This window comes from Pseudomonas sp. PvP009, assembly GCF_017832995.1.
In the GTDB taxonomy this organism is placed as follows: domain Bacteria; phylum Pseudomonadota; class Gammaproteobacteria; order Pseudomonadales; family Pseudomonadaceae; genus Aquipseudomonas; species Aquipseudomonas syringae.
Genome location: NZ_JAFIBG010000001.1, coordinates 630,450 through 652,869, shown reverse-complemented (window position 1 = coordinate 652,869; position 22,420 = coordinate 630,450). Strand labels below are relative to the sequence as shown.

At 60.0% G+C, this 22,420-nt stretch carries 17 protein-coding genes; 9 read left to right on the top strand and 8 right to left on the bottom strand.

What is annotated here, in order from left to right:
* Positions 1 to 7: 7 nt before the first annotated feature.
* The 7 genes from JOE29_RS02935 to cobG form a co-directional block, all read right to left on the bottom strand.
* Entirely contained in the window at positions 8 to 643 is a 636-nt protein-coding gene (locus JOE29_RS02935; protein WP_210078775.1) for a hypothetical protein, read from the bottom strand.
* Positions 636 to 1,334 carry a hypothetical protein gene (locus JOE29_RS02930; RefSeq protein WP_044312237.1) on the bottom strand — a complete coding sequence of 233 codons (699 nt, stop codon included), beginning with the start codon at positions 1,332 to 1,334 and terminating at the stop codon, positions 636 to 638. Before JOE29_RS02930 ends, JOE29_RS02935 begins: the two co-directional genes overlap by 8 nt.
* 58 nt (positions 1,335 to 1,392) lie before the next feature.
* Positions 1,393 to 2,208: a hypothetical protein gene (locus JOE29_RS02925; protein ID WP_003391886.1), complete on the bottom strand. Its 816-nt coding sequence runs from the start codon at positions 2,206 to 2,208 to the stop codon at positions 1,393 to 1,395.
* 348 nt (positions 2,209 to 2,556) lie between these two features.
* Positions 2,557 to 4,260, bottom strand: coding sequence for a precorrin-3B C(17)-methyltransferase (gene cobJ, locus JOE29_RS02920; protein WP_004415976.1), 1,704 nt, complete (start codon positions 4,258 to 4,260; stop codon positions 2,557 to 2,559).
* Positions 4,260 to 4,991, bottom strand: a complete 732-nt coding sequence (locus JOE29_RS02915) for a precorrin-2 C(20)-methyltransferase (protein WP_003313952.1) — start codon at positions 4,989 to 4,991, stop codon at positions 4,260 to 4,262. Before JOE29_RS02915 ends, cobJ begins: the two co-directional genes overlap by 1 nt.
* On the bottom strand, positions 4,991 to 5,617 hold the full coding sequence (locus tag JOE29_RS02910) for a precorrin-8X methylmutase (protein ID WP_058447345.1): 627 nt from the start codon (positions 5,615 to 5,617) through the stop codon (positions 4,991 to 4,993). Before JOE29_RS02910 ends, JOE29_RS02915 begins: the two co-directional genes overlap by 1 nt.
* Positions 5,610 to 6,953, bottom strand: a complete 1,344-nt coding sequence (gene cobG / locus JOE29_RS02905; protein ID WP_210078774.1) for a precorrin-3B synthase — start codon at positions 6,951 to 6,953, stop codon at positions 5,610 to 5,612. The genes JOE29_RS02910 and cobG overlap by 8 nt, the downstream gene beginning before the upstream one ends.
* A gap of 135 nt (positions 6,954 to 7,088) precedes the next feature.
* Here cobG and JOE29_RS02900 point away from each other — a divergent pair, with 135 nt between their 5' ends.
* The 3 genes from JOE29_RS02900 to JOE29_RS02890 are packed head-to-tail and all read left to right on the top strand — an operon-like array spanning position 7,089 to position 10,119.
* Positions 7,089 to 8,291, top strand: a complete 1,203-nt coding sequence (locus JOE29_RS02900) for a bifunctional cobalt-precorrin-7 (C(5))-methyltransferase/cobalt-precorrin-6B (C(15))-methyltransferase (RefSeq protein ID WP_044312239.1) — start codon at positions 7,089 to 7,091, stop codon at positions 8,289 to 8,291.
* The gene (locus tag JOE29_RS02895) at positions 8,291 to 9,403 is read left to right on the top strand and encodes a cobalt-precorrin-5B (C(1))-methyltransferase (RefSeq protein ID WP_210078773.1); all 1,113 of its coding nucleotides are present in this window, start codon (positions 8,291 to 8,293) and stop codon (positions 9,401 to 9,403) included. The genes JOE29_RS02900 and JOE29_RS02895 overlap by 1 nt, the downstream gene beginning before the upstream one ends.
* The gene (locus tag JOE29_RS02890) at positions 9,400 to 10,119 is read left to right on the top strand and encodes a cobalt-precorrin-6A reductase (protein WP_103364759.1); all 720 of its coding nucleotides are present in this window, start codon (positions 9,400 to 9,402) and stop codon (positions 10,117 to 10,119) included. The genes JOE29_RS02895 and JOE29_RS02890 overlap by 4 nt, the downstream gene beginning before the upstream one ends.
* 2,059 nt (positions 10,120 to 12,178) lie before the next feature.
* Here the strand turns inward: JOE29_RS02890 and JOE29_RS02885 are convergent.
* A complete protein-coding gene (locus JOE29_RS02885; protein WP_010417652.1) occupies positions 12,179 to 12,637 on the bottom strand; it encodes a transposase in 459 nt (152 codons plus the stop codon).
* A 142-nt stretch (positions 12,638 to 12,779) separates the two neighbouring features.
* Between JOE29_RS02885 and JOE29_RS02880 the strand changes: the two genes are divergently transcribed.
* The 6 genes from JOE29_RS02880 to urtD all read left to right on the top strand — a co-directional run bounded on the left by JOE29_RS02880 (position 12,780) and on the right by urtD (position 22,312).
* Positions 12,780 to 13,241, top strand: coding sequence for a copper chaperone PCu(A)C (locus JOE29_RS02880; protein ID WP_057406109.1), 462 nt, complete (start codon positions 12,780 to 12,782; stop codon positions 13,239 to 13,241).
* Between the two features lie 393 nt (positions 13,242 to 13,634).
* Positions 13,635 to 17,105 (top strand): DUF6543 domain-containing protein, encoded by a 3,471-nt coding sequence (locus tag JOE29_RS02875; RefSeq protein WP_210078772.1) that lies wholly within the window; start codon positions 13,635 to 13,637, stop codon positions 17,103 to 17,105.
* 255 nt (positions 17,106 to 17,360) lie between these two features.
* Positions 17,361 to 18,626 (top strand): urea ABC transporter substrate-binding protein, encoded by a 1,266-nt coding sequence (gene urtA, locus JOE29_RS02870; protein ID WP_003317017.1) that lies wholly within the window; start codon positions 17,361 to 17,363, stop codon positions 18,624 to 18,626.
* 160 nt (positions 18,627 to 18,786) lie between these two features.
* Positions 18,787 to 20,376: an urea ABC transporter permease subunit UrtB gene (gene urtB, locus JOE29_RS02865; protein WP_004412036.1), complete on the top strand. Its 1,590-nt coding sequence runs from the start codon at positions 18,787 to 18,789 to the stop codon at positions 20,374 to 20,376.
* On the top strand, positions 20,376 to 21,455 hold the full coding sequence (urtC, locus tag JOE29_RS02860) for an urea ABC transporter permease subunit UrtC (RefSeq protein ID WP_004415957.1): 1,080 nt from the start codon (positions 20,376 to 20,378) through the stop codon (positions 21,453 to 21,455). Before urtB ends, urtC begins: the two co-directional genes overlap by 1 nt.
* Positions 21,452 to 22,312, top strand: coding sequence for an urea ABC transporter ATP-binding protein UrtD (gene urtD / locus JOE29_RS02855; protein ID WP_003391874.1), 861 nt, complete (start codon positions 21,452 to 21,454; stop codon positions 22,310 to 22,312). Before urtC ends, urtD begins: the two co-directional genes overlap by 4 nt.
* Positions 22,313 to 22,420: the final 108 nt, after the last annotated feature.

The following is a 22,420-nucleotide window of genomic DNA, read 5'->3' as shown; positions in this document are numbered from 1 at the left end:
CAGGTTATTAAAGACTGATGATTTCGGCTGCGGCACGATCAGCAAGCGCGTCCTGCACAGTCTGGCGAAACGGCTCGAAGCTCTGGCGACTGAAGCGGAACGCAGTAGCGACGGCATGCACCTGCATTTCGCCGCCCACTATCTGCCAGAAATAATGTGCGGGCCGCAGCGCCAGGGTGGTCATCTGCAAGCTGCACAGGAGGATCGACACTTCGTCCTTACTGCGCATTGCACATGGCATGAGCTGAAAGCTTTCAGAACGCCCGGACGTGAACCAACTGCTGAAAAAACTCGCCGCATGATCACTGCTCAATAACTTGTCGAACGAACTGCGGTACAACTGGCGAAGCTCGCCGGCATTATCGACCACGGGTAGCTGCAGTTTTCCGATATCCCTGAAACTGTGGATTTTCAATCGGGCATCGTTGATCCCGGCGCTCCGCAAACCGCCAGTGGCGGCAATCGAGCGCTGGTAAGCCTCCAGCCATGCACGCCAGTTCGTCCTGGAAGAATGGTGATCATCTGCGACCAGCCGGGCATGGTGCAGACAATCGATTATGTTCTGGCGCAAATCAGGTTCAACGTTGCGGGCGAAGGACAGCAGGCCGGCGTCCGTCAGCAGGGCTTCATCCGGATCAGACATCTGAACTGCCCCCAAGCGACATGATCAGGCCCGCGCGCTTGCTCGACAGCGCGGTGTCGATGCCATCGCGAAACTGCGAATACACCTGTTCGAACAGCTGCATTGCATAGACAGTCACAGCGATGTTGCCGTAGACACTTGTCGGCTCGATGACCTCGAAAAGAAACCCGGATGACAACGGCTGACGTGTGGCGAACTGAAACTGCGCCAGTTTCAGGTTCTGCCGGGTGTCGACGAACGCCAGTTGCAGAAGCACGCTGACCTGCAACTTGCCCGCATGATTCAAACCGCTCTGTATGGTCTGGCTGCGCAGCAGATGAAGCGCTTCGTTCGTGAAGGACTGATTGCCCACCTTACGCATGAACGCCTCCGCATGCCGGAGCGTCTCGGCTGGCACGAAGGGGGCGAGCGCACGCGTCATGCAACTCCACACCGTTTCGACAGACTCTTCCGGCAAAGGCTGGCTGGTGTGTTCGTTGGCACTCGGCAACCAACCGAAACGCTGCGCTGCGGCGAGACGGGTTTCATTCCATTCTTCGGGTTCGGCAAACTTCGAGTGTTGCTTCGATGCGGCCAACTGCACGTACAGCATCGAATCCAGCACATCGTTTTTCAGGGATACCCGCTGCGGTTCGGGGAAAAACATCAAACAGCCCGCATTGACGACTACGGCATCCAATTCCTTTTTCATGGGAAAATTCCTTTTATCCCGAAGGCGGAGGCAGTCCATGCCTCCGCCAACACTCCGGTCAGATTTCGAAATCTGCAATCGCACGTCTGGCATTATCGTCCAGCCGTTGCTGGATCATGTCGCGATGGCGCGCATACAGCGCCGTGTTGAGCAACAGGCTGTCCTCACCCTTCCAGGTCTGGACACTGGTGTCCTGCCACTCCCAGAACAGTACGTTGGTGACGTCACTGTCAGCCTGAAAACTGACCGCTGCCATGGCCAGACTGACGATGCTGTCCTCGGATTCGATACAGGAGGCGATACGGAAGCTACCGCCACGATGTGCCTTGGTCTGGCTCTCGAACAGGCGCAGGGGTTCTTTTTTGGCCCTCAATGCGGCGATTGCATCTCCAGCCACCTTGAGCATCAGCAGCGATGCAGGCCCAGGTAACGCGGCAGCTGCAATGGCCGAACCAAGGATCTCCAGACCCAATTCGTCCATCGTGAAACGCTGATGGGTGGCACGATAACGCGCATAGTTCCACTGAGTGGAAAGCCAGCCCAGCTTCGAAAGCACTTCGTTGAATTTGTCATACCACTGATCACCCTGGGTTTGAGCGCTGAACGCCTTGTTGGCCACCAGGGTGGCAAACAGAAAGGAATTTATTACGTCCTGCTTGCTCTGCGCCGACATCCCGGCGGCAAATGCCAGCAGACTGCCTGCGACCACCGCCGCCTCATTGCCGGGTTTCGCGTCAGTGACGTCACGCGCCTTGAGTAAGCCTGGATTGGCCGCCGCCGCGTACGCGCCGAACGAAGATGGGCATTCAGCCAGCTCGCAGGCGGCGATGTAATCGAGGTTGTCAGTGCTGTTCATGGTTTTTTCCTGTGTCATTTCATTAGTCCTTTAATTCATGAGTCCTCGTGGACTGAATCGAGACTAACGAAATAAATCAGGCAGTTTTTTCGGTGCTTCCCGTTTGCCCCATGATGGCTTTCGGGCACCAGGCTGCCGAACGTGACACGCAGAGCGAAATTCGACGCGCCATCTGCCTCCCGGTTTACCGCGGGTGAGCGAACATTCCGGTGAGGTTTCTGGCGTCGGACTACAGACTACGCAGATTGAAGAGAGCCGATTCGCTCAAGCCTGTGAGCCGAAACACCGGCTCACAGGCTTGAAGTGAGATCACCACTTCAGCACTTTCCCACAATAGGTAGCAGCTGGTATTACACGGGTGCGAGCTCACGCTGTAGGCTTGTTGCCGTACCAACGCGGCGTATAGACCCAGTTGCCGCCTTCGTGGCGCGCAAAGGTGCACGTCAGGGAAGAGCCGATCAAGACCATGGTGCGCATGTCCACCTGCTCCGGGGTCAACTCGCCGAGCGTGATAACCCTCAGAGTCTGGCCAGGACGGCCGATGTCGCGCCCCAGCGTCACGGGCGTTGCAGGGATGCGATGCTGGCGGACAATCTCCAGCGCGCGCCCCAGTTGCCAAGGTCGGGAGCGCGATATCGGGTTGTAGAACGCCAGAGCCAGATCGGCCTGGCAGGCGAGGTCCAGACGCTTTTCGATGATCTCCCAGGGCTTGAGGTTGTCGGACAGCGACAGCACACAGAAATCATGCCCCAGCGGCGCACCGGCCTGGGCTGCGGTGGCCAGAGAGGCCGAGACACCGGGCAGAATCTCCAGCTCGACCGCATGCCAGTGAGGATTATCCGACTCATGCAACGCTTCAAGCACCGCTGACGCCATGGCGAACACGCCCGGATCACCGGACGACACCACGACCACCGAGCGGCCTTGAGCAGCAAGCTCGAAGGCATGTCGGGCACGCTGCATTTCTTCGCGATTGTCAGTGCAGTGCAGCACTTGGTCGGCACGAAACGGCCCCGCCATGCGCACATAGGTCTCATAGCCCAGCACATCGTTGGCACGTGCCAGTTCGGCCTTGACCGCAGGCACCATCAGATCTGCTGCGCCAGGGCCCAGGCCAATGACTGCAACGCGGCCACGTCCGCGACCGATGCTCTGCACCTCCAGCGGTTGCGCCGCGACAGCAATCGCTGTGTGGGCGTCGACGCAGAGCGGTGGCAACAGCTGCGGCACAGCCTTCATGGCCATCTCGCTGGCCGCAGCGGCGCTGACGAATCGCACCGCAACGTCCAGCTCGGCGGCAGCCTTGTGCAGGTGCGGATTGGCCATCTGCTCCTCGGCAGCCAGCAGACAGGCCAGAGACTGCCCGGCGATACGTGCTTCGCGCAGGGCCGAGCGCACGTGCTCAACCAGTTGGTCAGTGAGGTCAGTCAGCGCAACCAGCACATTACGCGGGTAGATCAGCAATTCATGGGGTGAAGGCTCGCGCAGGGCACTGCCGACATGGATGGCCAGCGCCGCCTGTGGATCTTCGGGCAGTTGCGCCTGAGCCAGCCACGGGGCTTGGCCCTCGATGCGCACGGGTTCACCGGATAGCAGGTCGGAAACGAAACGCTTGCCCAGCTCCAGATCGCCCAGCGCATAGCCGCTTGGCGGATTGAGCAGGCAGGTGCCGAAACGCAGCTCGCCGCTGGTAGTGATCGACGGCGCAACGCCAAGCCCGCTGGCGATGCTGCGCGCCAGAACATTCACCCCGCCAAGGCCGCCGAGCAGCGGCACCACGGCGCTGCCGTCTTCGGCCACAGCGAGCACCGGCGGTTCGGCGCCCTTCTCCAGCAGCACGGCGGCCAGGGTGCGAATAACGATACCGGCCGCACAAAGGGCGATGATCGGCGTGTTCTGTTGATACAACTGGCGCAGCGTCGCGCCGAACTCACTGTAAGTACGGTCGGCACCCTGCACGCGCTCGGCCAGGCCATGAATCAGCGCATCGGGAAACAGCTGTTGAATGCGCCGCGCGGTAGCAAGGCTGCCATTGCCGAGAATGACGATGGCCGGAGTCATGGAGGTCATTAGCCTTGCCACCTGTCGCCAGGGACGATAATCAACGAAAAATAGGGAGACGACGTCGGGTCGACCTGATCCAGCGGAACGATTTTCTGGTTGCTCATCGTGGCGCGCTCGACATACAGCGCACGCCCGGCCATCCCCAGTTCGATCAGCACTTCGCGGACCTTGTGGAAGTTGCGCCCCAGTTTCATGATCACCGCCGCGTCGGCATCGGCCAGCTTGCGTTTCAGGTCATCGTGGGACAGCACACCGGACAGCACCGACAGGCTCTGATTGCGATACACCAGCGGCGCGCCCAGCACCGAAGCACCGCCGAGCATCGAGCACACGCCCGGAATCACTTCAGCGTCGTAATGCTCGGCCAGACGATCGTGCAGGTACATGTAGGAGCCATAGAAAAACGGATCGCCTTCGCAGATCACCGCCACATCGCGTCCGGCGTCCAGGTGCGCGGCAATGTGCCGGCTGGATTCGTCGTAAAAGTCGCTGATGAGCTTTTCGTAGGACAGTGTCGCCGGCAATGCCTCGGTGGTAACCGGGTAGACCAGCGGCATCAGGGTCTGAACGTCCTGCAGATGCGCTTCGATGATGCCGAAGGCGTTGCCCTTTTTACCCTTGGCCACGAAATACGCCACCACCGGCGACTCGCGCAGCAGGCGCAGGGCCTTGACAGTGATCAGCTCCGGGTCGCCAGGACCGACGCCCAGGCCAATCAATCGACCGCGTGCCTGCATCATTCGATCTCCGTGGCCAGTGCGTTGACAGCGGCCACGGCCATGGCGCTGCCGCCACGACGGCCCTGCATGATCACGAACGGCACGCCGCGGCTATCGGCGGCAAGCATCGCCTTGGACTCGGCGGCGCCGACAAAGCCGACCGGAAAACCGAGAATCAGCGCAGGCTTCGGCGCACCGGCATCGAGCATTTCCAACAGGTAGAACAGCGCGGTCGGCGCGTTGCCGATGACCACCACGCTGCCTTCCAGGTGCGGACGCCACAACTCGAGCGCCACCGCAGAACGCGTATTGCCCAGCTCCAGGGCCATTTCCCGTACGCCTTCATCATGCAAGGTGCAGATGATCGGGTTATTGGCGGGCAGACGGGTGCGGGTGATGCCTTCGGAGACCATCCGCGCATCGCACAGGATCGACGCTCCGGCGGCCAGAGCGTTGCGCCCGGCAGCACCGGCACCCGGCGAGAAGCGCAGGTCTTCGATGACTTCGACCATCCCGCAGGCATGGATCACGCGCACAGCGAGTTTTTCCAGGTCGGCAGGGATCGTGTCAAGACGCGCTTCGGCGCGAATGATCGAGAAAGAGTTGCGATATATCTCCTGACCATCGCGGATGTAATCAATCATGCATGTTGCTCCGTGAGCCGGCGTTCAACTGCGCACCGACTGCTTCAATAGTAAGGTTGCGCGCGCGCAGCACGCCGAAACCGGCATGCGCTGTATCGCGAAAATAAAGATCGTAACGGCCCGGCGCGACAGCCAGCAAGGTCACTGGCGCTACGTGGGCGGCGGCGCAGGAACGCGTGCAGCCGCTCAAGTGCACCGCCTGGCCGGTAGCCAGTCCGGCAGCCAGTTGCAGGGCGTCGGCCTTGGTGTCGGCCAGCCCCTTGGCGCACCCGGCAGAACCGGTACAGGCGAGCATCTGCGCCAGCGGTTGCCCGGCCGCCCCGACGAAGCCCGATGCCTGCAACGCGCCCAGCACCGCTGCCGCGCGCTCGACCGGCACGTTGGGCAGCAACAGGCTTTGCCAGGGCGTCAGGCGCAGCGTGCCGTCGCCCTGATCCGCCGCCAGTTGCGCCACGCTGGAAAGCATCGCCGCATCGAGACGCCCCAACGGTACTGCAGCGCCCACCGCCACCTGATTCGGCTGAGCCTGTGGATAAACACCGATATGCCGAGTGCCCTGAATGGCCGGACGCTGCCAATCGGTGATCGCCTTATCGGTCCGCACTGTGCAGCCGGACCGGGTCGACAGCTCGTGCAGCATATCGGCGGTCGATACCTCGGCCAGCAGGTGCCGCATCCGGGTGTGCTCGGGACGGGCCAGGTCGAGAAACAGCTCCAGCAGCGCGACAACCAGCGTCTTGCCCTCAGCCACAGGAACAGCGGCCAGCGGTCGATCATGGGCCGGGCAGCCGGCCAGCCCGAACGCCAGCAACACTTCGTTATCGAATTTCAGCGCCGACAGCCACACGTCGTGCGGGTGTTCGAGCATGACCAGCGCTTCGCCAGCGTCCAGCGACAGGGCGAACTTGGGGGACAGCTCATGAAAACGCGGGTGATGTTCCAGCGCGTCGAGAATCTGCGCCGCCAGCGGCCGGGCATCGAAGAGCATCTGCGGGTCCAGCCCGGCCGTCGGGCTAAGCATCAGGTTGCGCACATCGTCGCTGGCCGGGTTGGCGGGGCCGAGCCCTGCCGCCATCAAGGCACTGATCAAACCGTCATGATCAGCACCAATCCCGCGAATCTGCAGGTTGGCGCGGTTGGTGGCTTCAATAACGCCGTGTGCATAGGTGCGCGCAGCCTCGGCGACGGCCATGGCCTGCGCACTGCTGATCACCCCGCCCGCCAGCTTGATCCGGCAGATTCCGCCGTCCAGTGCCGGGACGATACGCAGCAACCCCGGACAGGCCGAGGGGCGTAGCGTTGCAGAGGATGTGCGAGCGGACTGCTGCTCGTTCAATGGGTCACCCGATGTGAACTGGCTGGAAACGGACGTTGATTAGAGCACTTGTACCCCGTCGGGCGCGGTATTATGCCTGCTTTGTCCGCAGGCATGAAAAGGCGCTCTGTCGGAAGTTCGGATTGAGGTAGGTACATGTCACCGTGGCTGACAGTCGTGGGAATCGGAGAAGACGGTTACAAAGGGCTCGGCAAGAACGCCAGACACGCTCTGCTGCACGCTGATCAGGTGTTCGGCGGCCCGCGCCAGCTGGCGTTGCTACCACCGTGCATTCGCGCCGAGCGACGTGCGTGGCCGAGTCCTTTCTCGTTGAACCCTGTGCTCGAGCAGCGGGGTGCCGAGATCTGCGTGCTGGCCAGTGGCGACCCGATGATGTTCGGCGTCGGCGCCAGTCTTGCACGCGTGGTCAGCATTGACGAAATGCGCATTCTGCCCGCGCCCTCCTCTTACTCTCTGGCCGCTGCCCGCCTCGGCTGGCCGCTGCAGGACGTCGTCACCCTGTCGGTGGTTGCCCGGCCGGTGGCCGCGCTGAACGCACACTTCCACCATGGCATGCGTCTGCTGGTGTTGAGCAACGACGGCAGCAGCCCCGCCGTGATTGCCGGCTTGTTGCGCGAGCGCGGCTTTGGTCCAAGCCGCATGACCGTCCTGGAACATCTGGGTGGCGAAGCCGAGCGACGCGTCGAAGGGCTGGCCAGCGAGTGGGGCAACCCCGAGATCGCTGCGCTGAACCTGGTTGCCATCGATTGTCGCGCCGACGCCAGCGCCATCCGTCTGAGCCCCATTTCAGGTCTGCCGGACAGCGCCTTCGAACATGACGGCCAGCTCACCAAGCGCGACGTACGCGCCATCACCCTCGCCCGCCTTGCGCCACTACCGGGCGAACTGTTGTGGGATGTCGGCGCGGGCTGCGGCTCCATCGGCATCGAATGGATGCGCGCGCACCCGACCTGCCGGGCGATGGCCATCGAAGCCGATGAAGGCCGCCAGCAACTGATCGAATTCAACCGCGACGCACTCGGCGTGCCTGGCCTGCAACTGGTGCGGGGCAGCGCGCCACAGGCACTGAGTGGTCTGGAACGCCCGGATGCGATTTTCATCGGCGGTGGCGTGACGCGTATCGGCGTACTGGAGACCTGCTGGGAACAGCTGCGCTCGGGCGGCCGACTGGTCGCCAATGCGGTCACCCTGCAAAGCGAAACCGCCTTGATGGCCTGGCGCGAACGGCATGGCGGCGAGCTGACCCGTATCCACGTCGCCCACGCGCAGCCCCTCGGTGAATTCGACACGTGGCGTCAGGCGTTGCCGATCACCCTGCTGGACGTAGTCAAACCCTGATGCGCGAAGAAACCGCCGAACAGCCTGCGCCACTGCGCAGTGGCCTGACCACTGGCAGCTGTGCGACCGCAACCAGCCTGGCGGCGGCGCGACTGTTGCTCTGCGGGCAGGTCAGCGACGCGGTGGGTATCGTCCTGCCAAAGGGCAAACAGGTGCAGATGCGCCTGGAATTCTGCCGGCTTGTGGATAACTTCGCGGAAGCCGCAACCCTCAAGGATGCCGGCGATGATCCGGATGTCACCCACGGCGCGCTGGTGTTTGCCCGTGTCAGGCTGCAAACAGCAGCGGGCGTGCGCTTCGTCGCGGGAGCAGGTGTCGGCACTGTGACCCGCCCAGGGCTGGTGCTGGCAGTCGGTGAGCCGGCCATCAACCCGGTGCCTCGGCGCATGATGACCGAGCACTTGCTGCAACTGGCCGAAGAACAAGGCTACAGCGGCGGATTCGAAGTCACGATCGGCGTCGAGGGCGGCGAGGCGCTGGCGCTCAAGACCATGAACCCGCGCCTTGGCATTCTCGGCGGACTGTCGATTCTCGGCACCAGCGGGATCGTCCGGCCGTTCTCCTGCGCAGCCTATATCGCCTCGATCCATCAGGGCATCGACGTCGCCACCACCAACGGCTATCGGCACATCGCCGCCTGCACCGGCAATGCCAGCGAAGACACCATGCGCCGCGTCTACAAAATTCCGGACATCGCCCTGATCGAGATGGGCGACTTCGTCGGTGCGGTGCTCAAGCACTTGCGCAAGGTGCCTGTGGATAAGTTGAGCGTGTGCGGCGGCTTCGGCAAGATCAGCAAGCTGGCCGCCGGCCATATGGACCTGCACAGCCGCCATTCCAGCATCGACCTGCCACAGTTGGCGCACTGGGCTGCGGATGTCGGCGCGGATGCAGGCCTGCAACAACGGATCCTTGCAGCCAACACCAGTCAGCAAGCGCTGGCGATGAGCGCCGCGGCGGGTGTGCCACTGGGCGACGAAGTGTGTCGCCACGCGCTGAATTTCGCGCGCAGCATCGTGCCTGCGAGCGTTCAGGTGGAGGTCTTCGCCATTGATCGTCAGGGCGGGCTGGTGGGTCAGGCTGGCATTGACTCACAGAGAGAAATGACATGAAACGCATCCTGCTGCTGGGCGGTATCACCGAGGCCCTGGCCATTGCGCGAAGGCTCGGGCCTGAGCACATCTACAGCCTGGCGGGCGTGGGCCGGGTGCCGTCTGATTTGACCTGCCAATTGAAGGTCGGCGGTTATGGCGGCGCCGAGGGCATGGCGCAGTACATGGGCGAACAGGGCGTCGACCTGCTGCTGGACGCCACCCATCCGTATGCCGCACAGATCAGCCACAACGCAGCGCGTGCGGCCAAACTGGCAGGCATTCCCTGCTGGGCCTTGCGCCGCACCGCGTGGCAGGCAGGTCCGGGAGATGATTGGCGCGAAGTGGCTGACTGGTCAGAACTGGCCACTGCCCTGCTTCCTTTCAAGCGCCCGCTGTTCACGCTGGGTCGCGAGCCCTTGCAGCACCTGCACGAAATACCGCCGCACCAGTTCTGGACACTCCGGGCACTGGACGACTACCCCGGCAACGAACGCTGCGAAGTGATCGGCGCACGCGGCCCATTCATGCTGGAAGACGAACGCCAGTTGTTCGAACAGCGCCGCATCGACGTACTGATCAGCAAAAACAGCGGCAGCAGCTCCACCGAACCCAAACTCGACGTCGCCCGCGAACACGGCCTGCCCGTCCTGATCCTCAAACGCCCACAGTTGCCTGACGTCGACCGGCTGTTCTGGGGTGTGGATGAGGTGCTAGAGGCCTTGGGGTTGGATTAATGAGCGGTCTTTAGTCCTCACTGATACCCCTGAAAACACCTCGGACCTGTGGGAGTGAGCTTGCTCACGAAGAGGCCCGTGCAGTCGCTAAAAATCTGTTGATCCGTTAATACGCCTTCGCAAGCAAGCTCTCTCCCACAAGATCAGCGGTGCTGCAGAATATCCACATGGCTCGAAATACCCCGAGCCTTCGGAAATAAGCCACATAGCTTGAGAACACCTCGACACCTTGGGAGCTTGCTCACGAAGAGGCCGGTGCAGCCGCTGAAAATCTGTTGATCCGTTAATACGCCTTCGCGAGCAAGCTCCCACAAGATCAGCGGTGCTGCAGAATATCCATATGGCTCGAAATACCCCGAGCCTGCGGAAATAAGCCACATAGCTTGAACACACCTCGGACCTGTGGGAGTGAGCTTGCTCACGAAGAGGCCAGTGCAGTCGCTAAAAATCTGTTGATCCGTTAATGCGCCTTCGCGAGCAAGCTCGCTCCCACAAGGTCAGCGGTGCTGCAGAATATCCACATGGCTCGAAATACCCCGAGCCTGCGGAAATAAGCCACATAGCTTGAAAACACCTCGGATCTGTGGGAGTGAGCTTGCTCACGAAGAGGCCGGTGTAGCCGCTGAAAATCTGTTGATCCGTTAATACGCCTTCGCGAGCAAGCTCACTCCCACAAGGTCAGCGCTGCTGCAGAATATCCACATGGCTCGAAATACCCCCGAGCCTGCGGAAATAAGCCACATAGCTTGAAAACAACTCGGACCTGTGGGAGTGAGCTTGCTCACGAAGAGACCGGTACAGCCGCTGAAAATCTGTTGATCCGTTAATACGCCTTCGCGAGCAAGCTCACTCCCACAAGGTCAGCGGTGCTGCAGAATATCCACATGGCTCGAAATACCCCGAGCCTGTGGAAGTAAGCCACATAGCTTGAAAACACCTCGGACCTGTGGGAGTGAGCTTGCTCACGAAGAGGCCGGTGCAGCCGCTGAAAATCTGTTGATCCGTTAATGCGCCTTCGCAAGCAAGCTCTCTCCCACAAGATCAGCGGTGCTGCAGAATATCCACATGGCTCGAAATACCCCGAGCCTTCGGAAATAAGCCACATAGCTTGAAAACACCTCGGACTTGTGGGAGTGAGCTTGCTCACGAAGAGGCCGGTGCAGCCGCTGAAAATCTGTTGATCCGTTAATGCGCCTTCGCAAGCAAGCTCTCTCCCACAAGATCAGCGGTGCTGCAGAATATCCACATGGCTCGAAATACCCCGAGCCTGCGGAAATAAGCCACATAGCTTGAAAACACCTCGGTCCCGTGGGAGTGAGCTTGCTCACGAAGAGGCCGGTGCAGCCGCTGAAAATCTGTTGATCCGTTAATGCGCCTTCGCAAGCAAGCTCACTCCCACAAGATCAGCGCTGCTGCAGAATATCCACATGGCTCGAAATACCCCGAACCTCTGGAAATAAGCCACATAGCTTGAAAACACCTCGGACCTGTAGGAGTGAGCTTGCTCACGAAGAGGCCGGTGCAGCCGCTGAAAATCTGTTGATCCGTTAATACGCCTTCGCGAGCAAGCTCACTCCCACAAGGTCAGCGGTGCTGCAGAATATCCACATGGCTCGAAATAACCCGAGCCTGCGGAAATAAGCCACATAGCTTGAAAACACCTCGGACCTGCGGGAGTGAGCTTGCTCACGAGGAGGCCAGTGCAGTCGCTAAAAATCTGTTGATCCGTTAATGCGCCTTCGCAAGCAAGCTCACTCCAAGGTCAGCGGTGCTGCAGAATATCCACATGGCTCGAAATACCCCGAGCCTGCGGAAATAGCCACATAGCTTGAAAACACCTCGACACCTTGGGAGCTTGCTCACGAAGAGGCCGGTGCAGCCGCTGAAAATCTGTTGATCCGTTAATGCGCCTTCGCAAGCAAGCTCTCTCCCACAAGATCAGCGGTGCTGCAGAATATCCACATGGCTCGAAATACCCCGAGCCTTTGGAAATAAGCCACATAGCTTGAAAAACCCTCTGACCTGTGGGAGTGAGCTTGCTCACGAAGAGGCCGGTTTTTCACAGCCAAATTGCGTCCCATAACGGATAATCGCGCACGCTTTTGACCAGGTTGGCTCGAACAGGATTGGCAACGATATAACGGGCAAAATCCAAAAGGCTTTCTTCAGTGCGGATGCTGACGTCGTGGAACCCGCTTTGCCAAAAAGGTCCACTGCAGCCTCTGGCTCTGTTTATGGCGATCGCGCTTTTCGATTTAACGCGCTGTACAACGCTGGATAATGAGTGACTATTCAACTGCAGCAGCCAGTGAATGTGGTCGGGCATTACCACCCAGGCTAATGAATCGGCCAGTTGCTGCTCTTGAACCTGTCGAAGTTCATCAACCAGCAGACGACCCATGCGCCAATCGGAAAAAACAGGATTTCTCTGGAATGTTTTTGCGGTGACTAAATACATTTGGCCCGTACCGGAGAATCGCCCCAAGCGCAAACGATGTGACTGTGCCCTTTCATTCATCCTCATCACCCAATGGCTGCATGCCGGGGAACGACTGTACGAAACGGGCTCACTCAGTAGCGCTCAAAGGTTTGCCCAAGTGTTTCGGATGTCCAATTGAGCTACCTTTCACTCCTTCATCGAATCCCCGGAGAATCTCCCCATGCTCAAAAAAGCATTGCTGCTGGCCGCACTGCTGCTGCCAGCCTGTGTCGTCCATGCCCATGAGTACAAGGCCGGGGCATTGCTGATTGGCCATCCATGGTCAATGGAGCTACCGCCCAACGCACCGACGGTGGCGGCGTATTTCACCGTCGAGAACAAAGGTGACAGCGCTGACCGCCTGATTAGCGTCGACACGCCCATCGCCGGGCAGGCGCAATTGCATGAGCATGTACATGCCGACGGGCTGATGAAAATGCAGCACGTTCAAGCGGTCGACATACCGGCTGGCGCGAAGGTGGCTTTCGCCCCGATGGCCTGGCACGTGATGTTGCTGGACATCAAGGACCGTTCCAAGCTGGTCGTCGGCCAGCGCTTTCCAATGACTCTGCATTTCGAAAAGGCGGGGGATGTCGAGGTGCAGGTCGTGGTACAAAAACAGGCTCCGGAACATCAGCACTGAGTAGTTTTCACGGGCAGGGCCAAGAGCTGATGTCTTCAGCGATAGTGTCGCGGCGACACTCCTGGCACCCAGGACCGATGCTGATTCTCCGGGCGCTTGATCGAATAGTGCTTTCGCGCTTTGCCAAAACAGCGGCAACAGCTTAGATTGCTCACTGCGGGGCCTGAAACCACTGAGTGGCGTTGTGATGAATTCCTCCTCATACCCGGTTTCAGGCCCCGCCCTCACCTCAATCTTGCGCGTTTCCGAGACTTCCTACCGATCAGACAGCCGATGCTGCAGTCCCCTGACTGCGCAGGCCGATACCCGCGTGCCTTCAAGCCTGACTATATGAAATGAACCGCCCGGCATATGCCTCGAGCGGATCATCCATCATGCAGACGAATCGGCACCATGACCTTACCGCGCACCGCACCAACCCAGGCTCTAAACGCCTCGCTTGCCAGCGATACCTATCCACCCGACTTCAGCAAGACGACCCAGGAACTGGCCCGTACTCTGCTTCACCCCCTCAAACCCGAGCTGGATGTCGAGACGACCTGGCTGACCTACCGTGACAGCGAGGTCGAATTCGACCACGGGAGCAACATACACAGGGTTCCACTGATCCCTGGCCTGATCGAATACTTCACCGGCCATTTGCAATGGATCGACAATGATGTAGTCGCTCTCCACCCGCCTCTTGACACGCCTTCCCCAACGCCTGACACACAGCAACCTGACGTCAAGCCACCAGCCATTCAGCCGCTGGGGCGGGCAGCGACCGTAACGTTCTTCACCGAGGTCAGCGAGCAACTGGAGCAGTGCTATACACAAAATCTTGCAGACTACTGGAGCACTGCGACGCTTGATGGCGAAACCCGGAGCAGCCGGTTTGTCGCAGAGCAGATCGAGTGCCTGACATCCGAATGTGCAGTGCTGATCGCCTTGGGAAAGATGACAACCGGGCACTACAGCCTGCTTTCGGCCGCCCTCGGGCCCTGTGCCACAAATGCGACAGAGGGTTTCGCAGACTTACAGCCGCACAGTGTTTACAGCCTGTCGGCACGAGACGGCGACGGCCCCTCGCTGTCACTTTACGGCGCGTTTGCCATTGCCCGGCGTCTTCGTGATGCGCCGGTCCAGCCAGACCTGGAAGAACTGGAAGATGTCCTGCTGTTTACGCCCCATGACGGGCTGGAAGCATTTGCCTCATTGCAACAGTTGAACGACGCGCTTGTTCAGCGAGTGACTGAACCCGAGTACCGAGGACGTTTGGGCGACGGCGTCACCGCCGGGCAGGCAAGCCCCACCAACCCCACCCCCGTCTTGCAATGGCAATACACCCTGATGGACGGCAATTTTCTCAGCCTGCTGCTTGCCCGGCAGGTTGTCGCGCAGCAGTCGGTCTTCGCTCAGACTGTACAGCTGGCCCGCTCTCAGAAGATGGACGCGGTCTGTTTCGAGCAAATGATAGCGAATTTGCTGAAACCCAGGATTTACTTCGACAACCACTGGCGACTCGACGGATTCGACAGCGATCTGGTGAAAAGCCAAATGCCCGATTGGTGGAAAACCATGACGCTGACGCAGCGTCAGGCATGGCATCGCCAGGCACAGCGGTTTGGCGAGTTGGTGGTGAACATGCGCAAAGCCAGCAGGGAGCACTTCGGCCAGGCGGAAAATGACAGCCGCACCTATCCGACGCGCTTTATCGACCAGCAACTGGCTCAACTGCTGAACCGGCTATCCATCGCTGCAACAGCGCAACAGATCAATATTTCACTGACCTACAGGACGGGCATCGAAGTGCTCGATATTCCCGGCGCGCCTGTATTGCCAGAAACCAAGACTGAGAGCGTTTCGCTCAGGCAACTGGCACATACCCAAGCCCTGCACACCAAGGCCAAGGATGCCGTGCTTCTACGCGCTGTAGATGCTGAAGGCGTCTCCCTTGCGCACTTGGACAAGCAGGCCGTAACGGAGCTGATTGCCACGCTGGAAGATCCCCGACACCTCAGTGATTACCTTGACCTGCACCTGAAAACCTCGGCGTATGCACAGCAGCTCAAGCGGTCAGAAAAAGCCATGTTGCGAGCTCAGATGAAGATGGCGCTGCTGGAGATCGAACAACAGGCTTTTGCACACCCCGGCCGCGAGTGGATCAAGGCTGTGCTGGATTCGCCAGGACTTCAAGGACGGCGAACCATCAACGAGCAAGTCATTGAAGTCCGTTTTTTCAGCGTCAACCAATTCAAGATGACCAACGTGATGCTGATTGCTCCAGCCGGAACATTCGAGAAGGGGCCGCTGGTGCTGTGCACGCTGGATGCTGCCGACGGTGTCGTTTTCCGCTGGTTCAACAGCATGTATCACCTGACCACCAGTTTTCTGGAAGAGGCACCCTTCCAGCAGTATCTGATTCAGCAAATACCGGTTTCCAGGCGTATTGAGACGCTGCATGCCATGCAGTACGAAAAGGAAGCGAAGCATTGGCGTCTGCCCGAAGTATTCACCCAACTGACGCTGCTACCGATCCCGTCAAGGCTGCTGCGCCCGGTCGTGTTTGTCAGCCAGAGCAAAGACATTTACGAGGAAAATCATGAGACCAAGATCAACCATCTGATCAACGAAGCCAAACGGCAGATGAGCCTGACCACCGGTACAGGGCAATCGGGTCGGGGATTCGATCTGATCGCGAGCATTGCGATTCTGTTTCTGCCTGGCCCGATCATGATGCCTGTCTCGCTGGGCGCTGGCCTTTACAAAACCTGGAGCGCTTTTTCGAAAATCGATGAAAACGACCTGGAAGGCGCCGCCGAGGAGTTTCTGAGCGCCCTCAGCTACCTTGCCATTGCCTTGGTCGGCCACTTGGCGCTGGCCTTGAAACCGGCAGGAATCGCCGCAAAAACGGTGAGACGTCCGCACCTGGTACGCAGAGTCGGTCGCGATGGTCAGGCACAGATCGGCTACCTCCTGTCGCATTCAAAGGCGCCGCGTTTCGCAGACTCGAAATTGATCGCAGCCATGGACCCCAAACGCTTCGTCGCCATTGAGGTAGAAGGCCAGACCTGCTTCATAAGCCGACGGGCCAACGTGTTCGGCCACTCACGCCTTTATCGGGTAAACCCGATGGATACCACGCAATTGGTGCACGGGCAGGAGTTTGCTCTTCGCAGCACGACCGGCGTCTGGAAAATCGTGGGCACACAGATCCCGCGCATGAGTCAGTCCGCAATCCGCAATGCCCAGGCTCAGCTGACCAGCCTGACAACTCTCTGGCCGGCGTCTCTGGAGGAAGCAAGTAGCACCGAACGCTTGAGTTTCGAGACCGACTACCTGGCGCTGGCCAAGACGTCCAACGCAGAAAACTTTTCCGAAATCACCGCCTACGTGGAAGGCGGTTCAATGGACATCAATCCGCTGCTGCGAAGCGGCGTGCGCAACGCCACGACACGGAAGTTTCTAAGTCAGTTCCATAAGCTCAAGGCGTGGGAAGGCACAGCATTTCGCGCCACCTATGTGTCCAGCGACGGGGTGGCCTGTCTTGAGCGCGAAGTGGGTGCAGTGTTTACCGACAATGGCGTGCAGTCTGCATCAATGTCGCGAGCCAACGCCTCCAGATGGAGCCAGGACGGGTTCGTGAGTCGCAACGCCAGTGCCGAAAACCACCCGGTGTTCTTCATCTTTGCACCGGCGGTGCCCAAGAAGAACATGTTCACCGGCTTTCTTGGTGATCACGTGGCCATTGCGCCGGGGACATACGTGCAACTGGGCGCGACCAAACGGATCAACGGACAGCTGTTTGCCTTGTTTGATGCGCCTGAACAACTGGTTGATCAGACCTACGATCTCTATACCGGAGAACAGGAACTCTGGGTCTGAAACCCTCACGCGGCTGATCCGGGAAGCCGGCCGTAACTGGCCGGCGCTCCTGCGAATCAGCCTTGCACCATTGCAGAGCCCGGAGCGCCCGCGGGGCAAAGCCGGGTTCCACCTTGGTGCACACCCTCCACGAACCGCGACACATTCGTTTCATTTTGCGACGTTTCTACGTTGGCCCAGACCTTGCTAAAGCTTGAAAGCGCAATGAAATGTACCGCCGCCAAACCATCAAATAATGTACTAAGGGAGCAGTCAATGAAGCGTCGCAGCCTGATCAAAGCCTTTACCCTGTCCGCATCGATCGCCGCCATGGGACTGACCTGGACCGTTCAGGCTGCCGAGACCATCAAGGTCGGCATTCTGCATTCGTTGTCCGGCACCATGGCCATCTCCGAGACGTCGCTCAAGGACATGGCCTTGATGACCATCGACGAAATCAACGCCAAAGGCGGCGTCAACGGCAAGATGCTGGAGCCGGTCGTCGTCGACCCTGCGTCCAACTGGCCGCTGTTCGCGGAAAAAGGCCGTCAGTTGCTGACCCAGGACAAGGTCGCCGTGGTGTTCGGCTGCTGGACATCGGTGTCGCGCAAATCAGTGCTGCCGGTCTTCGAAGAACTCAACGGGCTGCTGTTCTACCCGGTGCAGTACGAAGGCGAAGAGATGTCGCCCAATGTTTTCTACACCGGCGCCGCACCTAACCAGCAGGCGATCCCTGCCGTCGAATATGTCATGAGTGAAGATGGCGGCTCGGCCAAGCGCTTCTTCCTGCTGGGCACCGATTATGTCTACCCGCGCACCACCAACAAGATTCTGCGCGCCTTCCTGCATTCCAAAGGCGTGAAAGATACCGATATCGAAGAGGTCTACACCCCGTTCGGTCACTCCGATTATCAAACCATCGTGGCCAACATCAAGAAGTTCTCCGCCGGTGGCAAGACGGCCGTTATCTCCACCGTCAACGGCGACTCCAACGTGCCGTTCTACAAGGAACTGGCCAACCAGGGCCTGAACGCTACCGACGTACCGGTTGTGGCCTTCTCGGTAGGCGAAGAAGAACTGCGCGGCATCGACACCAAGCCACTGGTAGGCCATCTGGCCGCCTGGAACTACTTCCAGTCGGTGGAAAACCCGGTCAACAAGAAGTTCGTGGCTGACTGGACGGCCTACGCCAAAAAGAAAAACCTGCCAGGCGCTGACAAGGCTGTGACCAACGACCCGATGGAAGCCACGTATGTCGGCATTCACATGTGGGCGCAGGCGGTCGAGAAAGCCAAATCCACCGACGTGGACAAGGTCCGTGAAGCCATGGCCGGCCAAACGTTCGCAGCGCCGTCGGGCTTTACCCTGACCATGGACAAGACCAACCACCACTTGCACAAGCCAGTGATGATCGGCGAAATCCAGGACGATGGACAGTTCAACGTCGTGTGGCAGACCAAAGAGCCGATCCGCGCCCAGCCATGGAGCCCGTACATCCCTGGCAACGACAAGAAGCCGGACACCCCGGCGAAGAGCAACTGAAGGATAAAAGCCGACTGCTGATCGTTCCCACGCTCGGCGCCAAGCGTCATATACAGGTCCTGAAGCCCGCGAAATACGGGGCTTCAAAGCTTCTGCCCACAGGGCGTAGGAGCGACCGGGGCCTTCGGCCAGAATCAAAAACAGCCAAGGCCATATTGATATGCCTTCTTATTTTTATCGTTTGATCCTCACCATCAGCCTGCTGCTGCCTTTGGCTGCCCAGGCCGGCGATGCCAGTGACTTTGTCGCAGCCAGTTCTTCGCAACAGGCAGAACTGCTGGAAGCCTGGGCCGCCAAGCCTGTGCCGGAACGTGTCGAGCTGCTCGAAGCCTTGCGCGATGGCCGTGTGGGTGCCGACAGCAGCAAGCGCGCCTGGATCGAAAACAACGATCAATACGTGGCCGTCGATGCACAGGCCCCTGCCGCCGCCGATGCTCCAACGCCTGACGAACCGCGTAAATTGCGCTTGAACAACCGGCTGCGTGGCCTGGTTGAAACGGCGCTGGCCAGCCATCAGTTGCTGGCCGCCGATACACGACTGCGCATGGCCGCCGCCCTGCAATTGCAAAAAAGCGCGCGCCCTGCGCAGCTGGAGTTACTGACCGAACGCGTGGCCAGCGAATCCGATTCCAGTGTCAAAAGCGCACTAACCCTGGCGCTGGCCAACCTGCAAATGGTCGACACCAGCCCGACAGTACGTCTGGCTGCCGTGCGACTGCTGGGCGAAACCGGTGACCCGCTGGCGCGTACCCGCCTTGAATCATTGCTGGCACCTGGCGTGGAAACCGACGCTTCGGTACGCGTGGCGGCTGAAACCAGCCTGGCGCAGGTCAAGCGCAAGCTGATGATCGGGGAAATCCTCGGCCAGGCGTTCAGCGGCATGTCGCTGGGCTCGATCCTGCTGCTGGCGGCGCTGGGTCTGGCGATTACCTTCGGCCTGCTGGGCGTAATCAACATGGCCCACGGCGAGATGCTGATGCTGGGGGCCTACTCCACCTACGTCGTGCAACTGATGCTGCAGCGCTATGCACCGGGGGCCATCGAGTACTACCCGCTGATCGCGCTGCCGGTGGCGTTCTTTGTCACCGCCGCGATCGGCATGGCCCTGGAGCGTACGATTATTCGTCATCTATATGGCCGCCCACTGGAAACCCTGCTGGCCACCTGGGGCATCAGCCTGATGCTGATTCAGGCCGTGCGTCTGGCCTTCGGCGCGCAGAACGTTGAAGTCGCCAACCCGCAATGGCTGTCTGGCGGCATCCAGGTGCTGCCTAATCTGGTGCTGCCTTACAACCGCATCGTGATCATCGCCTTCGCGCTGTTCGTGGTGGTGCTGACCTGGCTTCTGCTGAACAAGACCCGCCTGGGCCTGAACGTGCGCGCCGTCACCCAGAACCGCAACATGGCCGCCTGCTGTGGCGTACCGACCGGGCGCATCGACATGATGGCTTTCGGTCTGGGCTCAGGTATCGCTGGTCTGGGGGGTGTTGCCCTGAGCCAGATCGGCAACGTGGGTCCTGATCTTGGCCAAAGCTACATCATTGATTCGTTCCTGGTGGTCGTGCTCGGCGGTGTCGGGCAACTGGCCGGCAGCGTGATGGCGGCTTTCGGGCTGGGCATCGCCAACAAGATTCTCGAACCGCAAATCGGCGCCGTGTTGGGCAAGATCCTGATCCTGGCGCTGATCATTCTGTTTATCCAGAAACGTCCGCAAGGCCTCTTCGCACTGAAAGGACGGGTGATTGACTGATGAGCCAGCCATTGATAGTAACTGCCGCGCAAAAAGTCGGGCCCAGAGGCACGCTGACCGCAGGCTGCGTAATACTGGCGGTGCTGCTGGCACTGCCGCTGCTGTCGCTGCTGCCTGCCGATAACAGCTTTCAGGTCTCGGCCTACACCCTGACCCTGGTGGGCAAGATTCTCTGCTACGCCATTGTAGCGCTGGCGCTGGACCTGGTCTGGGGCTACGCCGGGCTGTTGTCGCTGGGCCACGGCCTGTTCTTCGCCCTGGGCGGTTACGCCATGGGCATGTACCTGATGCGCCAGGCCGCAGGCGATGGTCTGCCGGCCTTCATGACCTTCCTGTCGTGGACCGAGCTGCCGTGGTACTGGGCGGGCACCGACAACTTCCTCTGGGCAATGTGCCTGGTGGTATTGGCACCGGGACTGCTGGCGCTGGTGTTCGGCTTCTTCGCATTCCGCTCGCGGATCAAGGGCGTGTACTTTTCGATCATGACCCAGGCGCTGACCTTCGCCGGCATGCTGCTGTTCTTTCGCAACGAGACCGGCTTTGGCGGCAACAACGGGTTCACCAACTTCCGCAGCATTCTGGGCTTCAGCATCAGTGCCCAAGGGACCAGAGCCGCGCTGTTTATGGCCACGGTCGCATTGCTGGTGGCCAGTCTGTACATCGGCTGGCGCCTGGCGCAGAGCAAGTTCGGCCGCGTGCTGACCGCGCTGCGCGATGCGGAAAACCGTTTGATGTTCTGCGGTTACGATCCGCGCGGCTTCAAACTGTTCGTCTGGGTCCTTAGCGCCGTGCTGTGCGGTCTGGCTGGCGCCTTGTATGTACCGCAGGTCGGCATTATCAACCCCAGCGAAATGTCGCCGACCAACTCGATTGAAGCCGCTGTCTGGGTAGCCTTGGGTGGCCGCGGCACGCTGATCGGCCCGCTGTTGGGCGCAGGTCTGGTGAACGGCATGAAGAGCTGGTTCACCATGGCCTTCCCGGAATACTGGCTGTTCTTCCTTGGCGCGCTGTTCATCATCGTCACGCTGTATCTGCCCAAGGGCGTGATCGGCATGCTGAAGAAAAGGAGCGAGCAATGAAAACCACTCCGACCCCGTCTTTCATGCTGGAACCGATCCTGGCGCCAAACTCCGACGCTGGCACCAGCCGCGACGCAGTGGGATTCGGCAAAAGCGCTGGCAAAGGCCTCAACACTCGCCACGGCACGATCCTGACGCTGGAAGACATCAGCGTCAGCTTCGACGGCTTCAAGGCCCTGAACGATCTGAATCTATACATCGGCGTAGGCGAACTGCGCTGCATCATCGGCCCCAACGGCGCGGGCAAGACCACGCTGATGGACGTCATCACCGGCAAGACCCGCCCCAGCCACGGCAAGGCCTGGTTCGGTGAAACGCTGGACCTGACGAAGATGACCGAAGTGCAGATCGCTCAGGCCGGCATCGGCCGCAAGTTCCAGAAACCCACGGTATTCGAGGCCTTGAGCGTGTTCGAAAACCTCGAGCTGGCGCAGAAGACAGACAAATCGGTGTGGGCCAGTCTGCGTGCGCAGTTGAGCGGCGAACAACAGGACCGGATCGGTGAGGTGCTGGAAACGATCCGCCTGACCAGCTCGATGCACCGTCCTGCGGGCTTGCTGTCCCACGGCCAGAAGCAGTTTCTGGAGATCGGCATGCTGCTGGTTCAGGACCCGCAATTACTGCTGCTCGACGAGCCCGTCGCGGGCATGACCGATGCCGAAACCGAATTCACCGCCGAGCTGTTCAAAAGCCTCGCCGGCAAGCATTCGCTGATGGTGGTTGAACACGACATGGGTTTCGTCGGCTCGATTGCCGACCATGTCACCGTGCTGCACCAGGGCAGCGTGCTGGCTGAAGGCTCGCTGAACGACGTACAGGCCGACGAACGCGTGATCGAAGTTTACTTGGGGCGCTAGCGCGACCAGCTGCAAGCTTTTAGCTGCAAGCGGCAAGCTAGAAGCAAAAACAACGTGCTGCTCTTTACTTGCAGCTTGAAGCTTGAAGCTTGAAGCTTATAACTCATG

Bases quoted from the DNA above. Each gene is read 5' to 3' on its own strand.
- JOE29_RS02935 (WP_210078775.1), bottom strand. From the start codon at position 643: ATGTCTGATCCGGATGAAGCCCTGCTGACGGACGCCGGCCTGCTGTCC.
- JOE29_RS02930 (WP_044312237.1), bottom strand. From the start codon at position 1,334: ATGAAAAAGGAATTGGATGCCGTAGTCGTCAATGCGGGCTGTTTGATG.
- JOE29_RS02925 (WP_003391886.1), bottom strand. From the start codon at position 2,208: ATGACACAGGAAAAAACCATGAACAGCACTGACAACCTCGATTACATC.
- cobJ (WP_004415976.1), bottom strand. From the start codon at position 4,260: ATGACCTCCATGACTCCGGCCATCGTCATTCTCGGCAATGGCAGCCTT.
- JOE29_RS02915 (WP_003313952.1), bottom strand. From the start codon at position 4,991: ATGCAGGCACGCGGTCGATTGATTGGCCTGGGCGTCGGTCCTGGCGAC.
- JOE29_RS02910 (WP_058447345.1), bottom strand. From the start codon at position 5,617: ATGATTGATTACATCCGCGATGGTCAGGAGATATATCGCAACTCTTTC.
- JOE29_RS02900 (WP_044312239.1), top strand. From the start codon at position 7,089: ATGTCACCGTGGCTGACAGTCGTGGGAATCGGAGAAGACGGTTACAAA.
- JOE29_RS02895 (WP_210078773.1), top strand. From the start codon at position 8,291: ATGCGCGAAGAAACCGCCGAACAGCCTGCGCCACTGCGCAGTGGCCTG.
- JOE29_RS02890 (WP_103364759.1), top strand. From the start codon at position 9,400: ATGAAACGCATCCTGCTGCTGGGCGGTATCACCGAGGCCCTGGCCATT.
- JOE29_RS02885 (WP_010417652.1), bottom strand. From the start codon at position 12,637: ATGAATGAAAGGGCACAGTCACATCGTTTGCGCTTGGGGCGATTCTCC.
- JOE29_RS02880 (WP_057406109.1), top strand. From the start codon at position 12,780: ATGCTCAAAAAAGCATTGCTGCTGGCCGCACTGCTGCTGCCAGCCTGT.
- JOE29_RS02875 (WP_210078772.1), top strand. From the start codon at position 13,635: ATGACCTTACCGCGCACCGCACCAACCCAGGCTCTAAACGCCTCGCTT.
- urtA (WP_003317017.1), top strand. From the start codon at position 17,361: ATGAAGCGTCGCAGCCTGATCAAAGCCTTTACCCTGTCCGCATCGATC.
- urtB (WP_004412036.1), top strand. From the start codon at position 18,787: ATGCCTTCTTATTTTTATCGTTTGATCCTCACCATCAGCCTGCTGCTG.
- urtC (WP_004415957.1), top strand. From the start codon at position 20,376: ATGAGCCAGCCATTGATAGTAACTGCCGCGCAAAAAGTCGGGCCCAGA.
- urtD (WP_003391874.1), top strand. From the start codon at position 21,452: ATGAAAACCACTCCGACCCCGTCTTTCATGCTGGAACCGATCCTGGCG.